Genomic DNA, 15,722 nt, shown 5'->3' on the forward strand with positions numbered 1-15,722 from the left:
AAATAAATTTGATGAGATTTATATTTCGCCAAAAGAGAAACAACTTTTTATTGATGAAATGTTGAAAATCAATCCGAATATTGAAATTAAAATATAATTTTCAAGAAATCATAGTAAACTACACCTAGAACAATAAAAATTATTAGTTCAATAAGATTCATCAATAAATATTTTGCATAAAGTCTTTGGAAGAAAAAATCAAATGCAAATGCGAACAATCCTATTACAAATAAAGTTGGTGCTAAAATAAATTGCCAACCTTCATATCCTTTATCAAAAAACACAAAAACACTTCTAACTATTAAAAATACAGCTAAGATATTTCCAATAGCTAATCTGTATTTATTAGGAAGTTTCATTTTTGATTTCTTTAAATATGACTTATTCATAAATCAAATATTTCTTTCTCATTTCTTTAAAATCATTCAATCCTTTTTCCCACGATTTTCTGATTTCGGTTTCAGGAATTCCAGCTTCAATTTGTTCTCTTAGCTTTTTTGTTCCTGCTAATTTTAGGAAAAAATCATTGAAAAATTTCGATTTATCTGAAGTGGAATTGTAGGCTTTAATCAACCATTTTAATTCCAACTGTTTCACTTTTTCTATTTTAGTCAAATCTTCGCCATAACATAATTTTCCGTTATGCATCGGATCTTTGGCACCAAAATTAGGCATTGGTGTAAAACTGAAACTGCTTTTTGGCAGAAACGGCGAACCATAAATTTGGAATTGCATTTCGGTTCCGCGACCAGAACTCACATTCGTTCCTTCGAACAAACACAAACTCGCATATAGATTTATCGATTGGTCATTTGGCAAATTTGGCGATGGTTTAACTGGTAAACTATAAGCCATTTCTCGATTGTAATTCAAACACGGAATAACTGTCAATTTACATTCTTCGCCATTCTTAAGCCATTTTTCTCCGTTAATCATTTTGGCATATTCACCAATTGTCATGCCGTGAAGCAAAGGAATTTGATGCATTCCAACAAAACTTGTATGTTCTTTTTCCAAAATTGGTCCGTCAACAATACTTCCATTTGGATTTGGTCTGTCGAGTACAATTAGCGGAATATTATTTTCGGCACAAGCTTCCATGATGTAATGCAACGATGAAATATACGTATAAAATCGTGCGCCAACATCTTGTAAATCAAATACCATCACGTCAATTCCGGCTAATTGTTCTGGCTTTGGTTTTTTGTTATTTCCGTATAATGAAATGATTGGCAAACCGGTTTTGGTATCTTTTCCGTCTTTAATTAATTCGCCCGCATCGGCAGTTCCACGAAAACCGTGTTCTGGTGCGTAGATTTTTTGGACATTGATTTTTTTGTCTAAAAGAAAATCAGCCAAATGCGTTTTATCAGATAGAATTCCGGTTTGGTTCGTAATAATACCAATTTTTTTGTCTTTCAATAAAGGCAAATAAGCTGAAGAATTATCGGCACCAGAAATAATATTTGATGATAATGGAACATTATTCTCGAATGAACATGAAATCAAAGTTTCTCTAATTTCGCTTTTGTATTCGAACCTTTCTTTTGGCTTCTGGCTTGCGCAAGACAACATTAGCAAAACCGAGAATAAAACTGTATTTTTGAACACTGAAATTGAAATCATACCATTGAAATTAGAATATTTTATAGCGAAACGACTGATTACTGCTAAAGACCATAAAAGTAGTATTTCTGCACCAATTATAAAAATCGCCATCATCGCCATTGCGTTGGGAATGATTATGATGATAGTTTCGGTCGCTACCGGTATTGGTTTACAGCAAAAAATACGCCAAAAAGTTTCGGCTTTCAACGGACATATTATTATTTCGAGTTACAATGACAACCAATCGGATGTTAGCACCAAACCTGTTTCGATTTATCAAAAATTCTACCCGAAATTTAATGATGTTGACGGCATCAATCACGTTCAAGCCGTTGCCGGAAAAGGCGGAATTATTCGAACCGAAACAGCTTTTGAAGGTGTTATTTTTAAAGGAATAGGCAAAGATTATAAATCGGATAACTTGGAAGAATATTTAGTTCAAGGAAAATTACCCAACTTAAAAGCCAATCTCAACGAAGAAGTCATCATCTCAGAATATCTTGCTAACCGATTAGGTTTGAAACTCAACGACAACTTTGTCACCTATTTCATGAAAGAAGATAACGATGGTTATAATTTGAGAAATTTCAAAATTGTTGGGATTTACAATTCAGGTTTTCAGGAATTTGACGCTAATTATGTTATTGGCGATATTCGTCATATTCAGCGAATTAACAAATGGAAACCGCATGAAGTGGGTTCGTTTGAAGTTTTTATTGACGATTTTGACCAAATCGATTTAAAAGGACAACAAGTTTATGAAGAAACCTCATCGACTATGGACAGCAAAACCATCAAGGAAAAATTCTACTATATTTTTGAATGGTTAAAGCTTTTTGACTTTAATATTATTGTCATTCTTATTGTGATGATTGTTGTCTCTACGATTAATATGGTCGTAGCTTTATTGGTTTTGATTTTGGAACGAACCCAAATGATTGGGATTTTAAAATCTCTTGGCGCAAACAATTGGAACATTCGAAAAATATTTATTTACAACTCGTTTTACCTAATTACCAAAGGACTTTTTTGGGGAAATTTAATTGGAATATCGCTTTTATTACTTCAAAAATATTTTGGTATCATTAAGCTCAATCCCGAAAGTTACTACGTAAACGAAGCTCCGGTGGATATTAATATATTCTACATTCTACTGCTAAACATTGGAACGGTTGCCATTTGTTTATTGGTTTTACTAATTCCTTCGTATATCATTACCAAAATCTCGCCGTCAAAAGCGATACGATTTGATTAGATTTATTTTTTATATTTGGTAAATGGCTTGTGTTTAATTATTTGTGAATTTTTACAAATAAATCATTCGCTAATCTCCAAGTTATCAGTAGTATTTCACAACTTTACGTTAAAAAAACAAAAAATAAGTTCGGTTTATTTCCGAACTTTTATATATTTGTACATTATGAGACTAACAGGGAAAAATAAATTATTAAAATTAAAAGCCAAAAACGGTGGAAATACAACCTTGTGTTCTGAAATAGATAAACTTATAAAAGATATTGAAAAGAGTGATTGGAAAAATCAAGCTGAAGTAAAAGCAACTAGAAAAGATGCTGATTGTGTTCACAGTGATGGTTTTTATTTTTTTAATATATCAATCCATAGAACAATGATTTTATTAGAACTGGGAGATGACGGTGAAGCAACAGTAGTATGGGCTGGAACACATCAAGAATATGAATCTACTTTTAAAAACAATAAGGGTACAATAAAAAAATGGCTAAAATCTAAAAATTACATTTAATTATGAAAACACATTTTGACATAGAAAAAATAATAAAAGATGGAAAAATAAATAATGAGCTTGATTTAGAAAGAGCTCAAATTGCTGACCGAAAACTAAGACTTCTTGCCAAAGAGGATTCTTCATTTGTTTCTATTAGAAAAAAATTAAGAGATATAATTGAAGAGTATGAAACTCGTGTTTGGTCAAAAGACAATATTAGTTACGAAAAAATAAAAGAAAGTGAAATTGCTGAATTAATAGCGGAAAAAGAGAGAGAATTTCTTTTAAAAAGAAAAACATTAATTAAGGACAAATTAAAATCTTTTAATTTAACTCAAGAACAATTAGGATTAATTTTAGGTCATAGAAGCAAAACTTACATGTCTGAATTAATAAATGGGATAAGTCCATTTTCATTAAAGGATATAATTATTATGAACCGTTTGTTAAAAATAGACATATTGCATTTATTGCCAATATTTCTTTCAAAAAACGATCAAATAAAAGTTAAATCAGCTGTTATTCAATTGAAAAATCCAAAAATCAAATTGACCAAGGAAGATTTAGAGTTTGCATAAAATACTATCAGTAAAAGCATTTTGAAATAATGATTGGATTGCTTTATTGTCTTGACACATTTACTTCACGGAAAATAATCAGTTCGCTGGCATCGCAACCGTCGCAAAACGTCAAACCAAACTACTCATTCTCCATTTGCAACGCTGGGCCAGCATCAACTGAATATTTTTTAGCTTTTACCAACTTAGTTAGTTCCGTTTTTATTTCTTCCAATCTGTTGTTGTGTTTAAAAAAACTACCGGTGTAAACAATCTTTCGGTTTTCATCGATAATCAACGTAGTCGGAAAGAATTTTATCCCAAAACGATCTACTAAATGTTGGCTATTGGGTACAATCATAAAATCAAATTGTACTTTGCTTAGTAATCGGTTTACCTTTTCTTTATTGTCATAGGTTACGCCAAACCAAGCCACGTTATTGGTTCCAAATTCTTCTTTCAACTTATTCATTTCAGGCATTTCTTTGATGCATGGTGCGCAAGTGGTAAACCAAAAATCAAGCACAATAATTTTACTTCCAATGCTTTCAAAATCGTGCTGATTGCCATCAATATCAACCATTACCAAATCATCAATAGCGGAACGTTTTAGATTTTTTCGGTTTTTTTCGTCTGATTTTATATATTTATTGAACGACTTATTATCTTCTCTCATTTCTATTTTAGAACGTTTATACAAAACATAAGTAAAATGATTTGTTATTGTATCCCGATAAAATCGCGTCGTATAAACGTGACCATCTTTAGTTTTAAAAATAGAATCGGCGTATTTTTGAGTGTACGGTTTTCCGTTTTCAAGAAAATATGAAGTCGATTTTTGAATACTGTCAATTTTTGCAAGATTATCATTCAAAAAATCAATATATTCTTTACCTTTAATCTTCTTTGTTGAAGTTGATAAAAAAGGATAATCCTGAGCGAACATCGTTAGGTTCAATCCAAGGAAAACAATCAAAATAATTTTCTTCATTTTATTTGGTTTAGAACGATAACGATAAAATTATTAATTTATTGCTTTTTAAAAAACTTCTTTGGCAATGGCTTTGATATTCTCAGCTTTTCCCATAGAATAATAATGTAACACCGGAATTCCAGCAGCAACCAATTCTTTACTTTGTTGCGTACACCATTCAATTCCTATTTGTTTTACAGCATCGTTATCTTTGGCTTTTACAACAGCCATAATTAAATCATCTGGTAATTCTAATGAAAATCGATGCGGAATTAAATTCAGTTGTTTCTTAGTTGCAATGGGTTTTAACCCAGGAATAATTGGCACTGTAATTCCTGCAGCACGAACTTTTGCTACATAATCAAAGAACTTTTTATTGTCAAAAAACATTTGGGTAATAATATAATCGGCGCCATTTTTTATTTTTTGTTTCAAAAAATGAATATCACTATCCAAACTTGGTGCTTCCATGTGTTTCTCGGGATAACCAGCAACACCAATGCAGAAATCAGTTTTAGCCGAATTCTGTAAATCTTCATCCAAATAAATTCCTTTATTTAGGTTATCAATTTGCAAAACTAAGTCGGTTGCATATTCGTTTCCTTCACGTTCTGGTCTAAAATAGGTTTCGTTTTTCAAAGCATCACCACGAAGTGCAACGACATTATCAATTCCTAAGAAATCCAAATCAATTAATAAGTTCTCGGTATCTTCTTTTGTAAATCCACCACAAAGAATATGCGGAATAGCATCAACATCATATTTATTCTGAATTCCAGCACAAATTCCAACCGTTCCGGGACGTTTTTTTACAATTTTCTTTTGCAACAAACCACTTGGCAATTCCTTAAATTCGTATTCCTCACGATGATAAGTCACGTCAATAAATGGCGGATTGAATTCCATCAACGGATCAATACTATCAAAAATAGACTGAATATTTTGTCCTTTCAAAGGAGGAAGAATCTCAAAAGAAAATAATGGTTTTCCGTTGGCGTTATCTATGTGTTCTGTTACTTTCATAATTTTTAGTTGTCTGTTGTCTGTTGTCTGTTTCCAAAATAACTGAAAACTGAAAACTGACAACTGTTTTTAATCTGCTATATTCGGCGAAAGCCATTTGGTTGCCATTTCGGTAGAAATTCCTCTACGTTTGGCATAATTTATTACTTGATCTTCTTTTATTTTTCCTAGTCCGAAATACTTACTTTGCGGGTTTGCAAAATAATATCCCGAAACTGAACTGGCTGGCCACATTGCCATGCTTTCGGTTAGCTTCACTCCTATTTCTTGTTCAACATTTAGTAATTTCCAAATGGTTGGTTTTTCTAAATGGTCTGGACAAGCTGGATAACCTGGCGCTGGACGAATTCCAATATATTCTTCAGAGATTAAATCTTGATTGGATAAATTTTCATCCGAGGCGTAACCCCAAATTTCTTTACGAACTTTTAAATGTAAATATTCGGCAAATGCTTCAGCAAATCGATCGCCGAGTGCTTTCACTAAAATCGAATTGTAATCGTCCAGTTGTTTTTCGAATTCGGCTGCTTTTTCATCTACACCAAAACCTGTTGTGACACAAAAACATCCTATGTAATCTTGCTTTCCTGAATCCTTTGGAGCGATAAAATCAGACAATGCAATATTTGGTGCGCCAGCGGTTTTTTGTGATTGTTGTCTTAGAGTTAGAAAAGTTATAGGTTGTCGGTTGTCTGTTGTCAGTTCTATGTCATCATCATTGATTGTATTTGCTGGAAAAATTCCGAGAATTCCTTTGGCAGTCAACCATTTTTCTGATACAATTTGTTTTAGCATTTCTTGTGCATCGGCAAATAAATTGGTTGCTTGTTCGCCTACAATTTCATCTGTTAGAATCGCAGGATACTTTCCGTACAATTCCCACGAGTTGAAAAATGGCGTCCAATCTATAAATTCAACCAATTCAGAAAGTTCTACTTCAACGGTTTTTGTTCCGATGAAATTTGGTTTCACTGGTGTAAAATTATCCCAATCTAATTTTAATTTATTCTTTCTTGCATCTTCAATCGAATGGAAATTTTTATCGCGACTTCTATTCAAATAACCGTCACGCAATTTGTCGTATTCTTCACGAATTGCTTTTACGTAACCTTCTTTGGTTTCAGCTTGAAGCAAATTACTTGCAACTGTCACTGCACGCGATGCGTCGTTTACGTGAACTACAGTTTCTTTATATTCTGGTGCAATTTTCACGGCTGTGTGCGCACGAGAAGTTGTCGCTCCACCAATCATAATCGGAATTTTGATGTTTAATTTGTCTAATTCTTTTGCCAAATAAACCATTTCGTCTAATGAAGGCGTGATTAATCCGCTTAATCCTATAATATCTACATTGTGTTCGACAGCAGCTTGAATGATTTTTTCTGGCGGAACCATAACACCTAAATCGATGATTTCGAAATTATTACATCCTAAAACTACGGCTACAATATTCTTTCCAATATCATGTACATCGCCTTTTACCGTTGCCATCAGCACTTTTCCTGCAGATGACGATTCACCCGTTTTTTGTGCTTCGATAAATGGTAACAAATGAGCTACTGCTTTTTTCATTACACGAGCTGATTTCACCACTTGAGGCAAAAACATTTTTCCGCTTCCGAATAAATCGCCTACGACGTTCATTCCTGCCATCAGATTTACTTCAATAACTTCTATAGCTTTCGCCGAATTTACTCTCGCTTCTTCAACATCAATTTCGATAAATTCATCTATTCCTTTTACTAATGAGTGCGTTAACCGTTCTTGTACCGTACCGTTTCGCCATTCGGCAATTTCTTTTTCATTCGATTTTACATCCCCTTTGAAACTCTCAGCTAAAGTCAACAATCTTTCGGTTGCGTCTTCTCTTCTATTTAGCAGTACATCTTCAACGTGTTCTAATAATGTCTTGTCAATTTCGTCGTAAATCTCAAGCATTTCTGGATTTACGATTCCCATGGTCATTCCGTTTTGAATGGCATGATATAAAAATGCCGAATGCATCGCTTCACGAACGGTATCATTTCCTCGAAACGAAAACGAAACGTTACTAACTCCACCAGAAATATTAGCATATGGAAGATTTTCACGAATCCATTTTGTGGCTCTGAAAAAATCTATGGCGTTTAGTTTGTGTTCGTCCATTCCAGTTGCAACTGGAAAAATATTGGGGTCGAAAATGATGTCTTGTGCTGGAAAACCGACTTCGTTTACTAAAATATCATAACTTCTTTTGCAAATTTCAATGCGTCTCTCGTACGTATCGGCTTGACCATCTTCGTCAAAAGCCATTACGATTACTGCTGCGCCATATCGTTTAATTAATTTGGCATGATGAATAAAAGCATCTTTTCCTTCTTTTAGTGAAATGGAATTTACAACGGCTTTTCCTTGAACGACTTTCAATCCAGCTTCGATGATTTCCCATTTGGAACTGTCAATCATTACTGGAACTCGAGCTATATCGGGTTCGGCGGCAATTAGATTTAGGAATTTTGTCATGGCATACACACCATCGAGCATTCCTTCGTCCATATTGACGTCTATTATTTGTGCGCCACCTTCGACTTGATTTCTAGCAATTTCAAGTGCTTCTTCGTATTTCTCTTCTTTAATTAATCGAAGAAATTTACGGGAACCAGTAACATTAGTACGTTCGCCTACATTCACGAAAATAGATTCTTCATTAATGAAAAGCGGTTCTAAACCTGAAAGTTGTAAATTTATTTTGTTTGTTCTTGACATCTTATTTTTCTAATCCTGCAAGGTTTTTAATTAAACTAAAATTCTAAAAAATACACCTACAAGGTTTTAAAACCTTGCAGGAAAAACGCTTATCCTAACTCTAATTTTCTTGGTTTAAACTCGGTTGCAGCATGTAATCAGTTTTTAGTTTGCTAAATAATATTTAACATCAACTAACTGAATAGATTGAACAAGACCTAATTCAAGGGATATTTCTTTATCATAAGAAAAAATACAACTAGAATTAGGACTTATTTGACTGCAGCTTGAAGTCGCTCCATTTAATAATCCTGAAGAAGAAACTGTTCCGTCTACATTTAGTGTTATGTAAGCAAATCCATTGATGGAAAAATTATTTAGATTATTCAGTTTTATATCAAATTTTAATCTACTAGTATTATTTCCTGTGTCTGGAGTATATACAAAGTTTAATACTTCATAGGAAAAGTTTTGAAGTGGTAATTGTTCTTGAATAGGTGTAATAACATAATCACATGGTACTAGAAGAGAACTTTCAGGAATAAATGTAGAACCTGATGGAGTTATAATTGTTCTACTTGGGATAACAATTGTTTTAGTACAATTATCATCGTCACTAGAGGAACATCCTAAAATAACAGTAATAGCAAATGTAAATAATAATATAGACTTTTTCATTTTTTAAAATTTATACTCTTCTTGGCTTGAATTCTTTGGCAACATCAGCAATTGCTTTGATATGTTCTGGTGTTGTCCCGCAACAACCACCAATGATATTGATTAAATTATCTTGTAAATATTCTTTAATTAATGCTTGCATTTCGGCTGGTGTTTGGTCGTATTGTCCGAATGCATTTGGCAACCCAGCATTTGGATGCGCCGAAATATTGAGCTGTGTATTGTGAGCTAATCTTTTTAGATACGGTTTTAATTGGTCTGCACCAAGTGCGCAATTAAATCCAATACTTAGTAACGGAATGTGCTGAATTGAAATCAAAAACGCTTCAACTGTTTGTCCAGAAAGTGTTCTTCCTGAAGCATCAGTTATTGTTCCAGAAACCATTACAGGAATATCTAAGTTTCGTTCATCTTTTACTTCTTCGATAGCGAAAAGTGCTGCTTTGGCATTTAGTGTGTCGAAAATGGTTTCTACTAAAAGCACATCACAACCGCCATCAATTAAGGCTTCGACTTGTTGTTTGTAGGCTATTCTTAATTCATCGAACGTTACAGCTCGATAACCCGGATCGTTTACGTCTGGTGACATTGATGCTGTTCGGTTTGTTGGTCCGATGGAACCAGCTACAAAACGTGGTTTATCTGTAAATTCATCGGCTACTTGGCGTGCTATTTTGGCGGATTGATAGTTTAGCTCGTAAACTAAATCTTCCATGTGGTAATCTGCCATTCCGATGGTTGTTCCTGAAAATGTATTGGTTTCTACAATGTCTGCTCCAGCTTGAAAATACAGTCGATGGACTTGTTTTACGGCTTCGAGTTGGGTGATGGAAAGCAAATCGTTGTTGCCTTTTAGCGGATGTGGAAAATCTTTGAAACGCTCGCCTCGGAAGTCTTCTTCGGAGAAATTGTTTCGTTGCAGCATGGTTCCCATAGCGCCGTCAAGGACAAGGATTCTTTCTTTGATGGCTTGTTGTATTTTTGACATATTTTTTAAATTTCACGAAGTTTCACTAAGAAACCCAGAGATACACAAAGATTATTAATTAGCCCCGATTGTAGTCTCGTTTTTTGGAACGAGACGCAAAGCGGGAATATGGACTGCAACAATGCGCAAGCCATTCGCTCCAGATTTCTCCAAAAGTCGAAAAGACAGTTAGGAATTCTGTTAAAATTTTATGGTATGTTATCGTGAAAGTGAGAAGAATTCTCGGGGTTATCTGCTCCCGATTTATCGGGATAGAATGTAGCACCTTCTTTTGGCAAAGGGTTGCTAAGCTTTCAACGGGTCTATTCCCTCCAGCTTTCGTGATAACGAACAATAAGTTTATGAACGTTGCAAAAGTAAAGACTAAATTTTAATTTTTTATGTATTTTTTTAATTTTTTATTTGGTTAGCGCTTGATCTAAATCATTTATTATATCCTGCACAGTTTCTAAACCAACCGAAACACGAACTAATCCATCAGTTATACTAACTGCCAGACGTTCTTCTACTGTCAATTTACTATGTGTAGTTGAAGCAGGATGCGTAACTATAGTTCTTGTATCACCGAGATTAGCAGAAAGTGAACATAATTTTATATTGTTTAAAAAAGACCTTCCAGCTTCAATTCCGCCTTTTACTTCAAAAGCAACTACATTACCTCCTAACTTCATTTGCTTTTTGGCTACTTCGTATTGTGGATGTGATTTCAATAAAGGATATTTCACAGAAAGTACATTGGGATTATTTTCCAAAAAATCAGCAACTTTTAATGCATTTTCACAATGTTTTTCTACACGAACAGCCAATGTTTCAAGGCTTTTAGACAGCACCCAAGCATTAAATGGTGATAATGCTGGTCCGGTATTTCTGGAAAACAAATAAATTTCCCTTATTAAATCGGCCTTTCCAACTGTTATTCCTCCTAAAACGCGTCCTTGTCCATCGATTAATTTGGTTGCTGAGTGAATTACCAGATCGGCGCCAAAATGAATTGGCTTTTGAAGATAAGGTGTAGCAAAACAGTTGTCAATAATCAAAATCAAATTGTGTTTTTTGGCAAGAGTTGACAAGACTTCGAGATCAATAATATCTACTGCCGGGTTAGTTGGAGACTCGGCATATAAAATTTTGGTGTTTGGCTGAATAAAACTTTCTATTGTTTCTGGTTTATTGACATCAAAATAAGAAGTTGTAATATTCCATTTGGGGAAGTATTTGGTAAAAAGAGTATGAGTCGAACCAAAAACGCTTCCGGCAGAAACGATATGATCGCCTGAATTTAGTAATGCTGCAAATGTTGAATAAACAGCTGCCATTCCTGTTGCAAATGCAAATCCGTCTTCTGCACCTTCCATTTGGCAAATTTTTTGCACCAACTCGCTAGTATTTGGGTTAGAAAATCTACTGTAAATATTACGCTCTTTTTCTTCGGCAAAAGAAGCACGCATATCTTCTGCATCTTCAAAAACAAAACTTGAAGTCAGATATAACGGCACAGAATGCTCAAGATATTGAGTTCTTTCTAGTTGGTTTCTAATGGCATTGGTTTCAAATCCGAATTCAAATTCACTCATATGGCAAGGTTATTTAGTATTACTTTATAATTGATTTTTGCTGTTGACTCTATTGTTTTGGAAACGGAACAATATTTATCGAAAGATAATTGAGCTGCTTTCAATGCTTTTTCGGGTAGAATATTTCCTTCTAAATAGATTATAAGATTTATTTCTTTAAACGGTTTTGCCTCATCAATTTGAACCCTAATACCTTCAACTTCTGTTTTATAAGAAGTAACTTCTTGTCTTTGTTTTTTGAGAATAGAAATAATATCTATAGCGTTGCATCCGGCCAATGCAACCAGTAATAATTCCATTGGGCTTGCAGCCAAATCACTGCCTCCAAATTCGGCACGACTGTCTAATTCTATGATATGTCCTCGCTCATTTTTAGCTTGAAAATGATAGGCATCATTGATTCTATTTAAAGTAACTTTCATATTTATATTTAATTTTTATCCGATAATCGTAAAATATCTCCAAAAACACCTCTTGCTGTAACTGCAGAACCTGCACCTGCGCCTTGAATTACAATAGGTCTATCTCCATAAGATTCTGTGTGAATTTCAAAAAAAGAATCGGAACCTTTAAGGCCACCCAAAGTTGAATCGGCTGGTACAGAAACTAGTTTGACTTCTAAAACTCCTTTATCTTTTTGTAAATCTCCGGATAATTCACCAATATATCTCAAAACATGATTTGGCTTTTGGTTTGCTTTTATGGTGGCATATACCGTATCTAACTCAGTAATTCTACTAATAAAACTTTCCTTATCGCCACCTCTTAAGTTTTCAGGAATTAAATTTTGAATGCTAATTTCCTCGAATTCATTCTGAAGATCTAACTCTCTTGCCAAAATCAGTAATTTTCTTGCTACGTCATTACCGCATAAATCTTCTCTTGGATCTGGCTCGGTAAATCCTTTATCAATAGCTTCTTGTAAAACCTCACTGAAAAGCACTTCTTTTGAAGAAAAAGTATTAAACAGATAACTTAATGTTCCTGAAAAAACACCTTTTATTTTGGTTATATTTTCACCTGAATGATGTAATAATTTAATAGTGTCAATCAATGGTAATCCGGCGCCAACATTGGTTTCATACAAATAATTTTTTTGATGAATAGCTAATGCAGCTCTTACTTCTTTATAAAATTCATAGCTTAATGTATTGGCAACTTTATTAGAAGTAATTAAATCAAAACTGTTTTCTATTAACGGAATATAATTTTCGACAAATGAGCTGCTAGCTGTGTTATCAATTGCTATTAAATTTTCTAGGTGATTTGCATTGGCAAAAGCAATAACATCATCAATGGTATATGAAATTCCTGTTTTTTGTATTTCATTTTTCCAATTTTGATTTAAGCCATTCTTATTAAAGAGTATTTTTTTAGAATTGGCAATAGCAAAAACATTTAGTTTGATATCTTTTCGTTTTTCGATAGAATCAGCGGAAGTTAATATCTGATTGATTAATGTTCCGCCGACCAATCCGTGTCCAAAAATAGCAATATTTATTTTCTTTGAAACCCCAAAAATTTCTCCGTGAATTACGTTTAAAGCTTTATGTAGGTCATTTTTTTTCACCACCAAACTCACGTTTTTTCCAGTAACCGTATTATTGAAAAGAATCGGTATAATTTTGTTTTTAATTAAAACTGTGTAAGGCTTGTAAAACGTACTTAAATCTTGACCAATTATAGAAATTACAGAAACGTTATCATTCACAGAAATTTTATTAACATCCTTTGAATAAAAATCATTTTCAAATTCTTTCTCTAATTCAATCATCGCTTTTGTTGCTTTATCTGCTGCAACAACAAGACCAATACCTCTTTCTGAAGAACCTTGAGAAATTATACTTACACTTATATCATGATCTCCCATTACTTTAAAAATACGAGCGTCAACACCCGTTTTTCCTAATAATCCTCTTCCTTCAAGGTTAACCAATGCTACGTTTTCTAGTACAGAAAGTGTTTTAATTCCAACTGATTCAACATTAGAAGTTATTAATGTTCCTTTATTTTCATGATTAAAAGTATTTAAAATACGCAGCGGAATATTTTTTTCCAATAATGGTATGATAGTCTTCGCGTGAAGAATAGTTGCCCCAAAATTGGCTAATTCATTGGCTTCATTATAGGATAAGAAATCAATTTTTTTTGCGTCCGGAACTAAATCAGGATTTGCAGTATAAATTCCATCAACATGTGTGTAATTTTGAAGTTCGACAGCATTAAGATAATTTGCCAATAATGAAGCGGTATAATTGCTTCCGTTTCTTCCTAAAGTAGTAGCTTCATTATTGATGTTAGAACCTATAAATCCAGTAACGATATTGACAGTCGAACCATTATTTTGTTTAAAATAGGCAATTACGTTTTTCTTAGAAAGCTGTTCTAATGGTTGCGCATCACCAAACTTGGAGTCTGTTTTTATCAATTCTCTCGTGTCTGTAAAACAAGCATTTACACCTTTTTCAATTAAAACTGCTGAAAGTAATTTTGCCGAAAGTAATTCTCCCTGAGCAAGTATTTGATCTTTAATTTTTTCGCTATAATCTCCAATTAAACTAACGCCTTCAAAAAGCTTGTCTAATTTTTCAAATTCCTCCGATAAATCAACATTGGTATAATTACCTTGCTGATACAATTTAAAACTTTCTAATAATGGCTTATAATTTCCATTTTTGGCAGCAATAGTTAAAATATCTTCTAATTCATCTGTTGCATTTCCGCGGGCAGAAACCACCACTGCGATATTTTCTCCTTTGTTCTTTTTATCAATAATAATATCTAAAACTTTATTTATTCCTTCACCATTTGATAATGATTTACCCCCAAATTTCAATACTTTCATTTGTTTATCCTTTTTGTTTTTAAAAACGACTTCTAATAAATTTTCTAATTGTTCATATTCTATTAAAAAAGCATCGTGACCATGTTGTGATTCAATTTCGCTGTAGAATACATTATTTTTAAATTTTTTAATTTCTTCGTAGGTTTCTTTATTTTCACTTGCTGTAAAAAACAAATCAGAGTTGATTCCTATAATGTAAATATTAGCTTCTACTTCGGAAATTATAGCTTCAAAAGATTCTCTATTTCTAGTAATATCAATCGTTTTGAGTAACTGATTCATCATTTTGTAAGCTGAAAGCTGAAATCGTTGTTGCAATTTTACACCGTGATGACTTAACCAACTTTCGACTTTAAAAGTATCTAAATGTTCATTGGTATTACGCTGAAATTTTTCTTTAATAGAATCAGGAGTACGATAACAAAGCATGGCATGAATTCTTGCGTCTTCTATGGGTTTTCGGGAATTATTAAGGATTTGTTCTTGTACATAACAGTTGGCTATTAACCAATCTGTTGATTTCCAATCTGTAGCAATAGGAATTAGATTCAGAGTTAATTTTGGTTCCAATGCTACCATTTCCCATGCAATTCCTCCGCCTACAGAACCTCCAATTAAAGCAAATAATTGTTTAATTTTTAAAGCTTTAATCCCTTCAATAAAAAGCCTAGCGATATCTCTAGTAGTAAAATCTAGATAATTTTTTATTGTTCTGGTATCATAACCGTTTCCCGGCACATTAAAAGATATAACCGTGTATTTTAGAATATCAATAGTTTTATCTTCTCCAATTAAATCATTCCACCAACCATTTTCCCCAACAACATTTGAATTCCCCGTCAGCGCATGATTAACCATAGCTATTGGTGCCGAATTTAATTCGAGACCAAAAAGTTGATAGCTTAAATAAATAACAGGATAATTTACACCACTTTCGGTAGTGAAATTTTGTAAAATGATTGTGTTTAACATATTTTCCAATTTAAATCTTAATGATTTGTGCCTGGA

General features: G+C 33.2%; 13 protein-coding genes and 1 riboswitch. Of the genes, 3 read left to right on the forward strand and 10 right to left on the reverse strand.

The genetic code is table 11. From position 1 onward, the window contains the following. Nucleotides 1–86: 86 nt before the first annotated feature. Complete coding sequence (locus IAI56_RS05245) at nucleotides 87–389, reverse strand: hypothetical protein (RefSeq protein WP_187656873.1); 303 nt, start codon at nucleotides 387–389, stop codon at nucleotides 87–89. Continuing rightward, a complete protein-coding gene (locus tag IAI56_RS05250) occupies nucleotides 382–1,626 on the reverse strand; it encodes an exo-beta-N-acetylmuramidase NamZ family protein (RefSeq protein WP_187656874.1) in 1,245 nt (414 codons plus the stop codon). Before IAI56_RS05250 ends, IAI56_RS05245 begins: the two co-directional genes overlap by 8 nt. A 4-nt stretch (nucleotides 1,627–1,630) precedes the next feature. Between IAI56_RS05250 and IAI56_RS05255 the strand changes: the two genes are divergently transcribed. The 3 genes from IAI56_RS05255 to IAI56_RS05265 all read left to right on the forward strand — a co-directional run bounded on the left by IAI56_RS05255 (nucleotide 1,631) and on the right by IAI56_RS05265 (nucleotide 3,930). Continuing rightward, nucleotides 1,631–2,863: an ABC transporter permease gene (locus IAI56_RS05255; protein ID WP_187656912.1), complete on the forward strand. Its 1,233-nt coding sequence runs from the start codon at nucleotides 1,631–1,633 to the stop codon at nucleotides 2,861–2,863. Nucleotides 2,864–3,028: 165 nt separating this feature from the next. Beyond that, nucleotides 3,029–3,370 carry a type II toxin-antitoxin system HigB family toxin gene (locus IAI56_RS05260; RefSeq protein ID WP_187656875.1) on the forward strand — a complete coding sequence of 114 codons (342 nt, stop codon included), beginning with the start codon at nucleotides 3,029–3,031 and terminating at the stop codon, nucleotides 3,368–3,370. 2 nt (nucleotides 3,371–3,372) lie between these two features. Beyond that, nucleotides 3,373–3,930: a transcriptional regulator gene (locus tag IAI56_RS05265; RefSeq protein WP_187656876.1), complete on the forward strand. Its 558-nt coding sequence runs from the start codon at nucleotides 3,373–3,375 to the stop codon at nucleotides 3,928–3,930. 121 nt (nucleotides 3,931–4,051) lie between these two features. On the opposite strand, the gene IAI56_RS05270 is transcribed toward IAI56_RS05265, so the two are convergent. The 8 genes from IAI56_RS05270 to thrA all read right to left on the reverse strand — a co-directional run bounded on the left by IAI56_RS05270 (nucleotide 4,052) and on the right by thrA (nucleotide 15,686). Continuing rightward, nucleotides 4,052–4,900 (reverse strand): TlpA family protein disulfide reductase, encoded by an 849-nt coding sequence (locus IAI56_RS05270; RefSeq protein ID WP_187656877.1) that lies wholly within the window; start codon nucleotides 4,898–4,900, stop codon nucleotides 4,052–4,054. A gap of 48 nt (nucleotides 4,901–4,948) precedes the next feature. Beyond that, nucleotides 4,949–5,905 (reverse strand): methylenetetrahydrofolate reductase [NAD(P)H], encoded by a 957-nt coding sequence (gene metF / locus IAI56_RS05275; protein WP_187656878.1) that lies wholly within the window; start codon nucleotides 5,903–5,905, stop codon nucleotides 4,949–4,951. Nucleotides 5,906–5,974: 69 nt separating this feature from the next. Next, nucleotides 5,975–8,650: a methionine synthase gene (metH, locus tag IAI56_RS05280; protein ID WP_187656879.1), complete on the reverse strand. Its 2,676-nt coding sequence runs from the start codon at nucleotides 8,648–8,650 to the stop codon at nucleotides 5,975–5,977. 144 nt (nucleotides 8,651–8,794) lie between these two features. After that, a complete protein-coding gene (locus IAI56_RS05285; protein ID WP_187656880.1) occupies nucleotides 8,795–9,307 on the reverse strand; it encodes a hypothetical protein in 513 nt (170 codons plus the stop codon). Between the two features lie 10 nt (nucleotides 9,308–9,317). After that, complete coding sequence (locus IAI56_RS05290; RefSeq protein ID WP_187656881.1) at nucleotides 9,318–10,295, reverse strand: homocysteine S-methyltransferase family protein; 978 nt, start codon at nucleotides 10,293–10,295, stop codon at nucleotides 9,318–9,320. 225 nt (nucleotides 10,296–10,520) lie between these two features. Continuing rightward, a riboswitch (SAM riboswitch) is annotated at nucleotides 10,521–10,625 on the reverse strand. A 68-nt stretch (nucleotides 10,626–10,693) separates the two neighbouring features. After that, nucleotides 10,694–11,869 carry a trans-sulfuration enzyme family protein gene (locus IAI56_RS05295; protein WP_187656882.1) on the reverse strand — a complete coding sequence of 392 codons (1,176 nt, stop codon included), beginning with the start codon at nucleotides 11,867–11,869 and terminating at the stop codon, nucleotides 10,694–10,696. Then, nucleotides 11,866–12,291: an OsmC family protein gene (locus IAI56_RS05300; RefSeq protein ID WP_187656883.1), complete on the reverse strand. Its 426-nt coding sequence runs from the start codon at nucleotides 12,289–12,291 to the stop codon at nucleotides 11,866–11,868. Before IAI56_RS05300 ends, IAI56_RS05295 begins: the two co-directional genes overlap by 4 nt. 8 nt (nucleotides 12,292–12,299) lie before the next feature. Then, the gene (gene thrA, locus IAI56_RS05305; RefSeq protein WP_187656884.1) at nucleotides 12,300–15,686 is read right to left on the reverse strand and encodes a bifunctional aspartate kinase/homoserine dehydrogenase I; all 3,387 of its coding nucleotides are present in this window, start codon (nucleotides 15,684–15,686) and stop codon (nucleotides 12,300–12,302) included. Nucleotides 15,687–15,722: the final 36 nt, after the last annotated feature.

The organism is Flavobacterium macrobrachii (assembly GCF_014486675.1).
In the GTDB taxonomy this organism is placed as follows: domain Bacteria; phylum Bacteroidota; class Bacteroidia; order Flavobacteriales; family Flavobacteriaceae; genus Flavobacterium; species Flavobacterium macrobrachii.

Coding starts and splice junctions, on each gene's coding strand:
- IAI56_RS05245 (WP_187656873.1), bottom strand. CDS start 389: ATGAATAAGTCATATTTAAAGAAATCAAAAATGAAACTTCCTAATAAA.
- IAI56_RS05250 (WP_187656874.1), bottom strand. CDS start 1,626: ATGATTTCAATTTCAGTGTTCAAAAATACAGTTTTATTCTCGGTTTTG.
- IAI56_RS05260 (WP_187656875.1), top strand. CDS start 3,029: ATGAGACTAACAGGGAAAAATAAATTATTAAAATTAAAAGCCAAAAAC.
- IAI56_RS05265 (WP_187656876.1), top strand. CDS start 3,373: ATGAAAACACATTTTGACATAGAAAAAATAATAAAAGATGGAAAAATA.
- IAI56_RS05270 (WP_187656877.1), bottom strand. CDS start 4,900: ATGAAGAAAATTATTTTGATTGTTTTCCTTGGATTGAACCTAACGATG.
- metF (WP_187656878.1), bottom strand. CDS start 5,905: ATGAAAGTAACAGAACACATAGATAACGCCAACGGAAAACCATTATTT.
- metH (WP_187656879.1), bottom strand. CDS start 8,650: ATGTCAAGAACAAACAAAATAAATTTACAACTTTCAGGTTTAGAACCG.
- IAI56_RS05285 (WP_187656880.1), bottom strand. CDS start 9,307: ATGAAAAAGTCTATATTATTATTTACATTTGCTATTACTGTTATTTTA.
- IAI56_RS05290 (WP_187656881.1), bottom strand. CDS start 10,295: ATGTCAAAAATACAACAAGCCATCAAAGAAAGAATCCTTGTCCTTGAC.
- IAI56_RS05295 (WP_187656882.1), bottom strand. CDS start 11,869: ATGAGTGAATTTGAATTCGGATTTGAAACCAATGCCATTAGAAACCAA.
- IAI56_RS05300 (WP_187656883.1), bottom strand. CDS start 12,291: ATGAAAGTTACTTTAAATAGAATCAATGATGCCTATCATTTTCAAGCT.
- thrA (WP_187656884.1), bottom strand. CDS start 15,686: ATGTTAAACACAATCATTTTACAAAATTTCACTACCGAAAGTGGTGTA.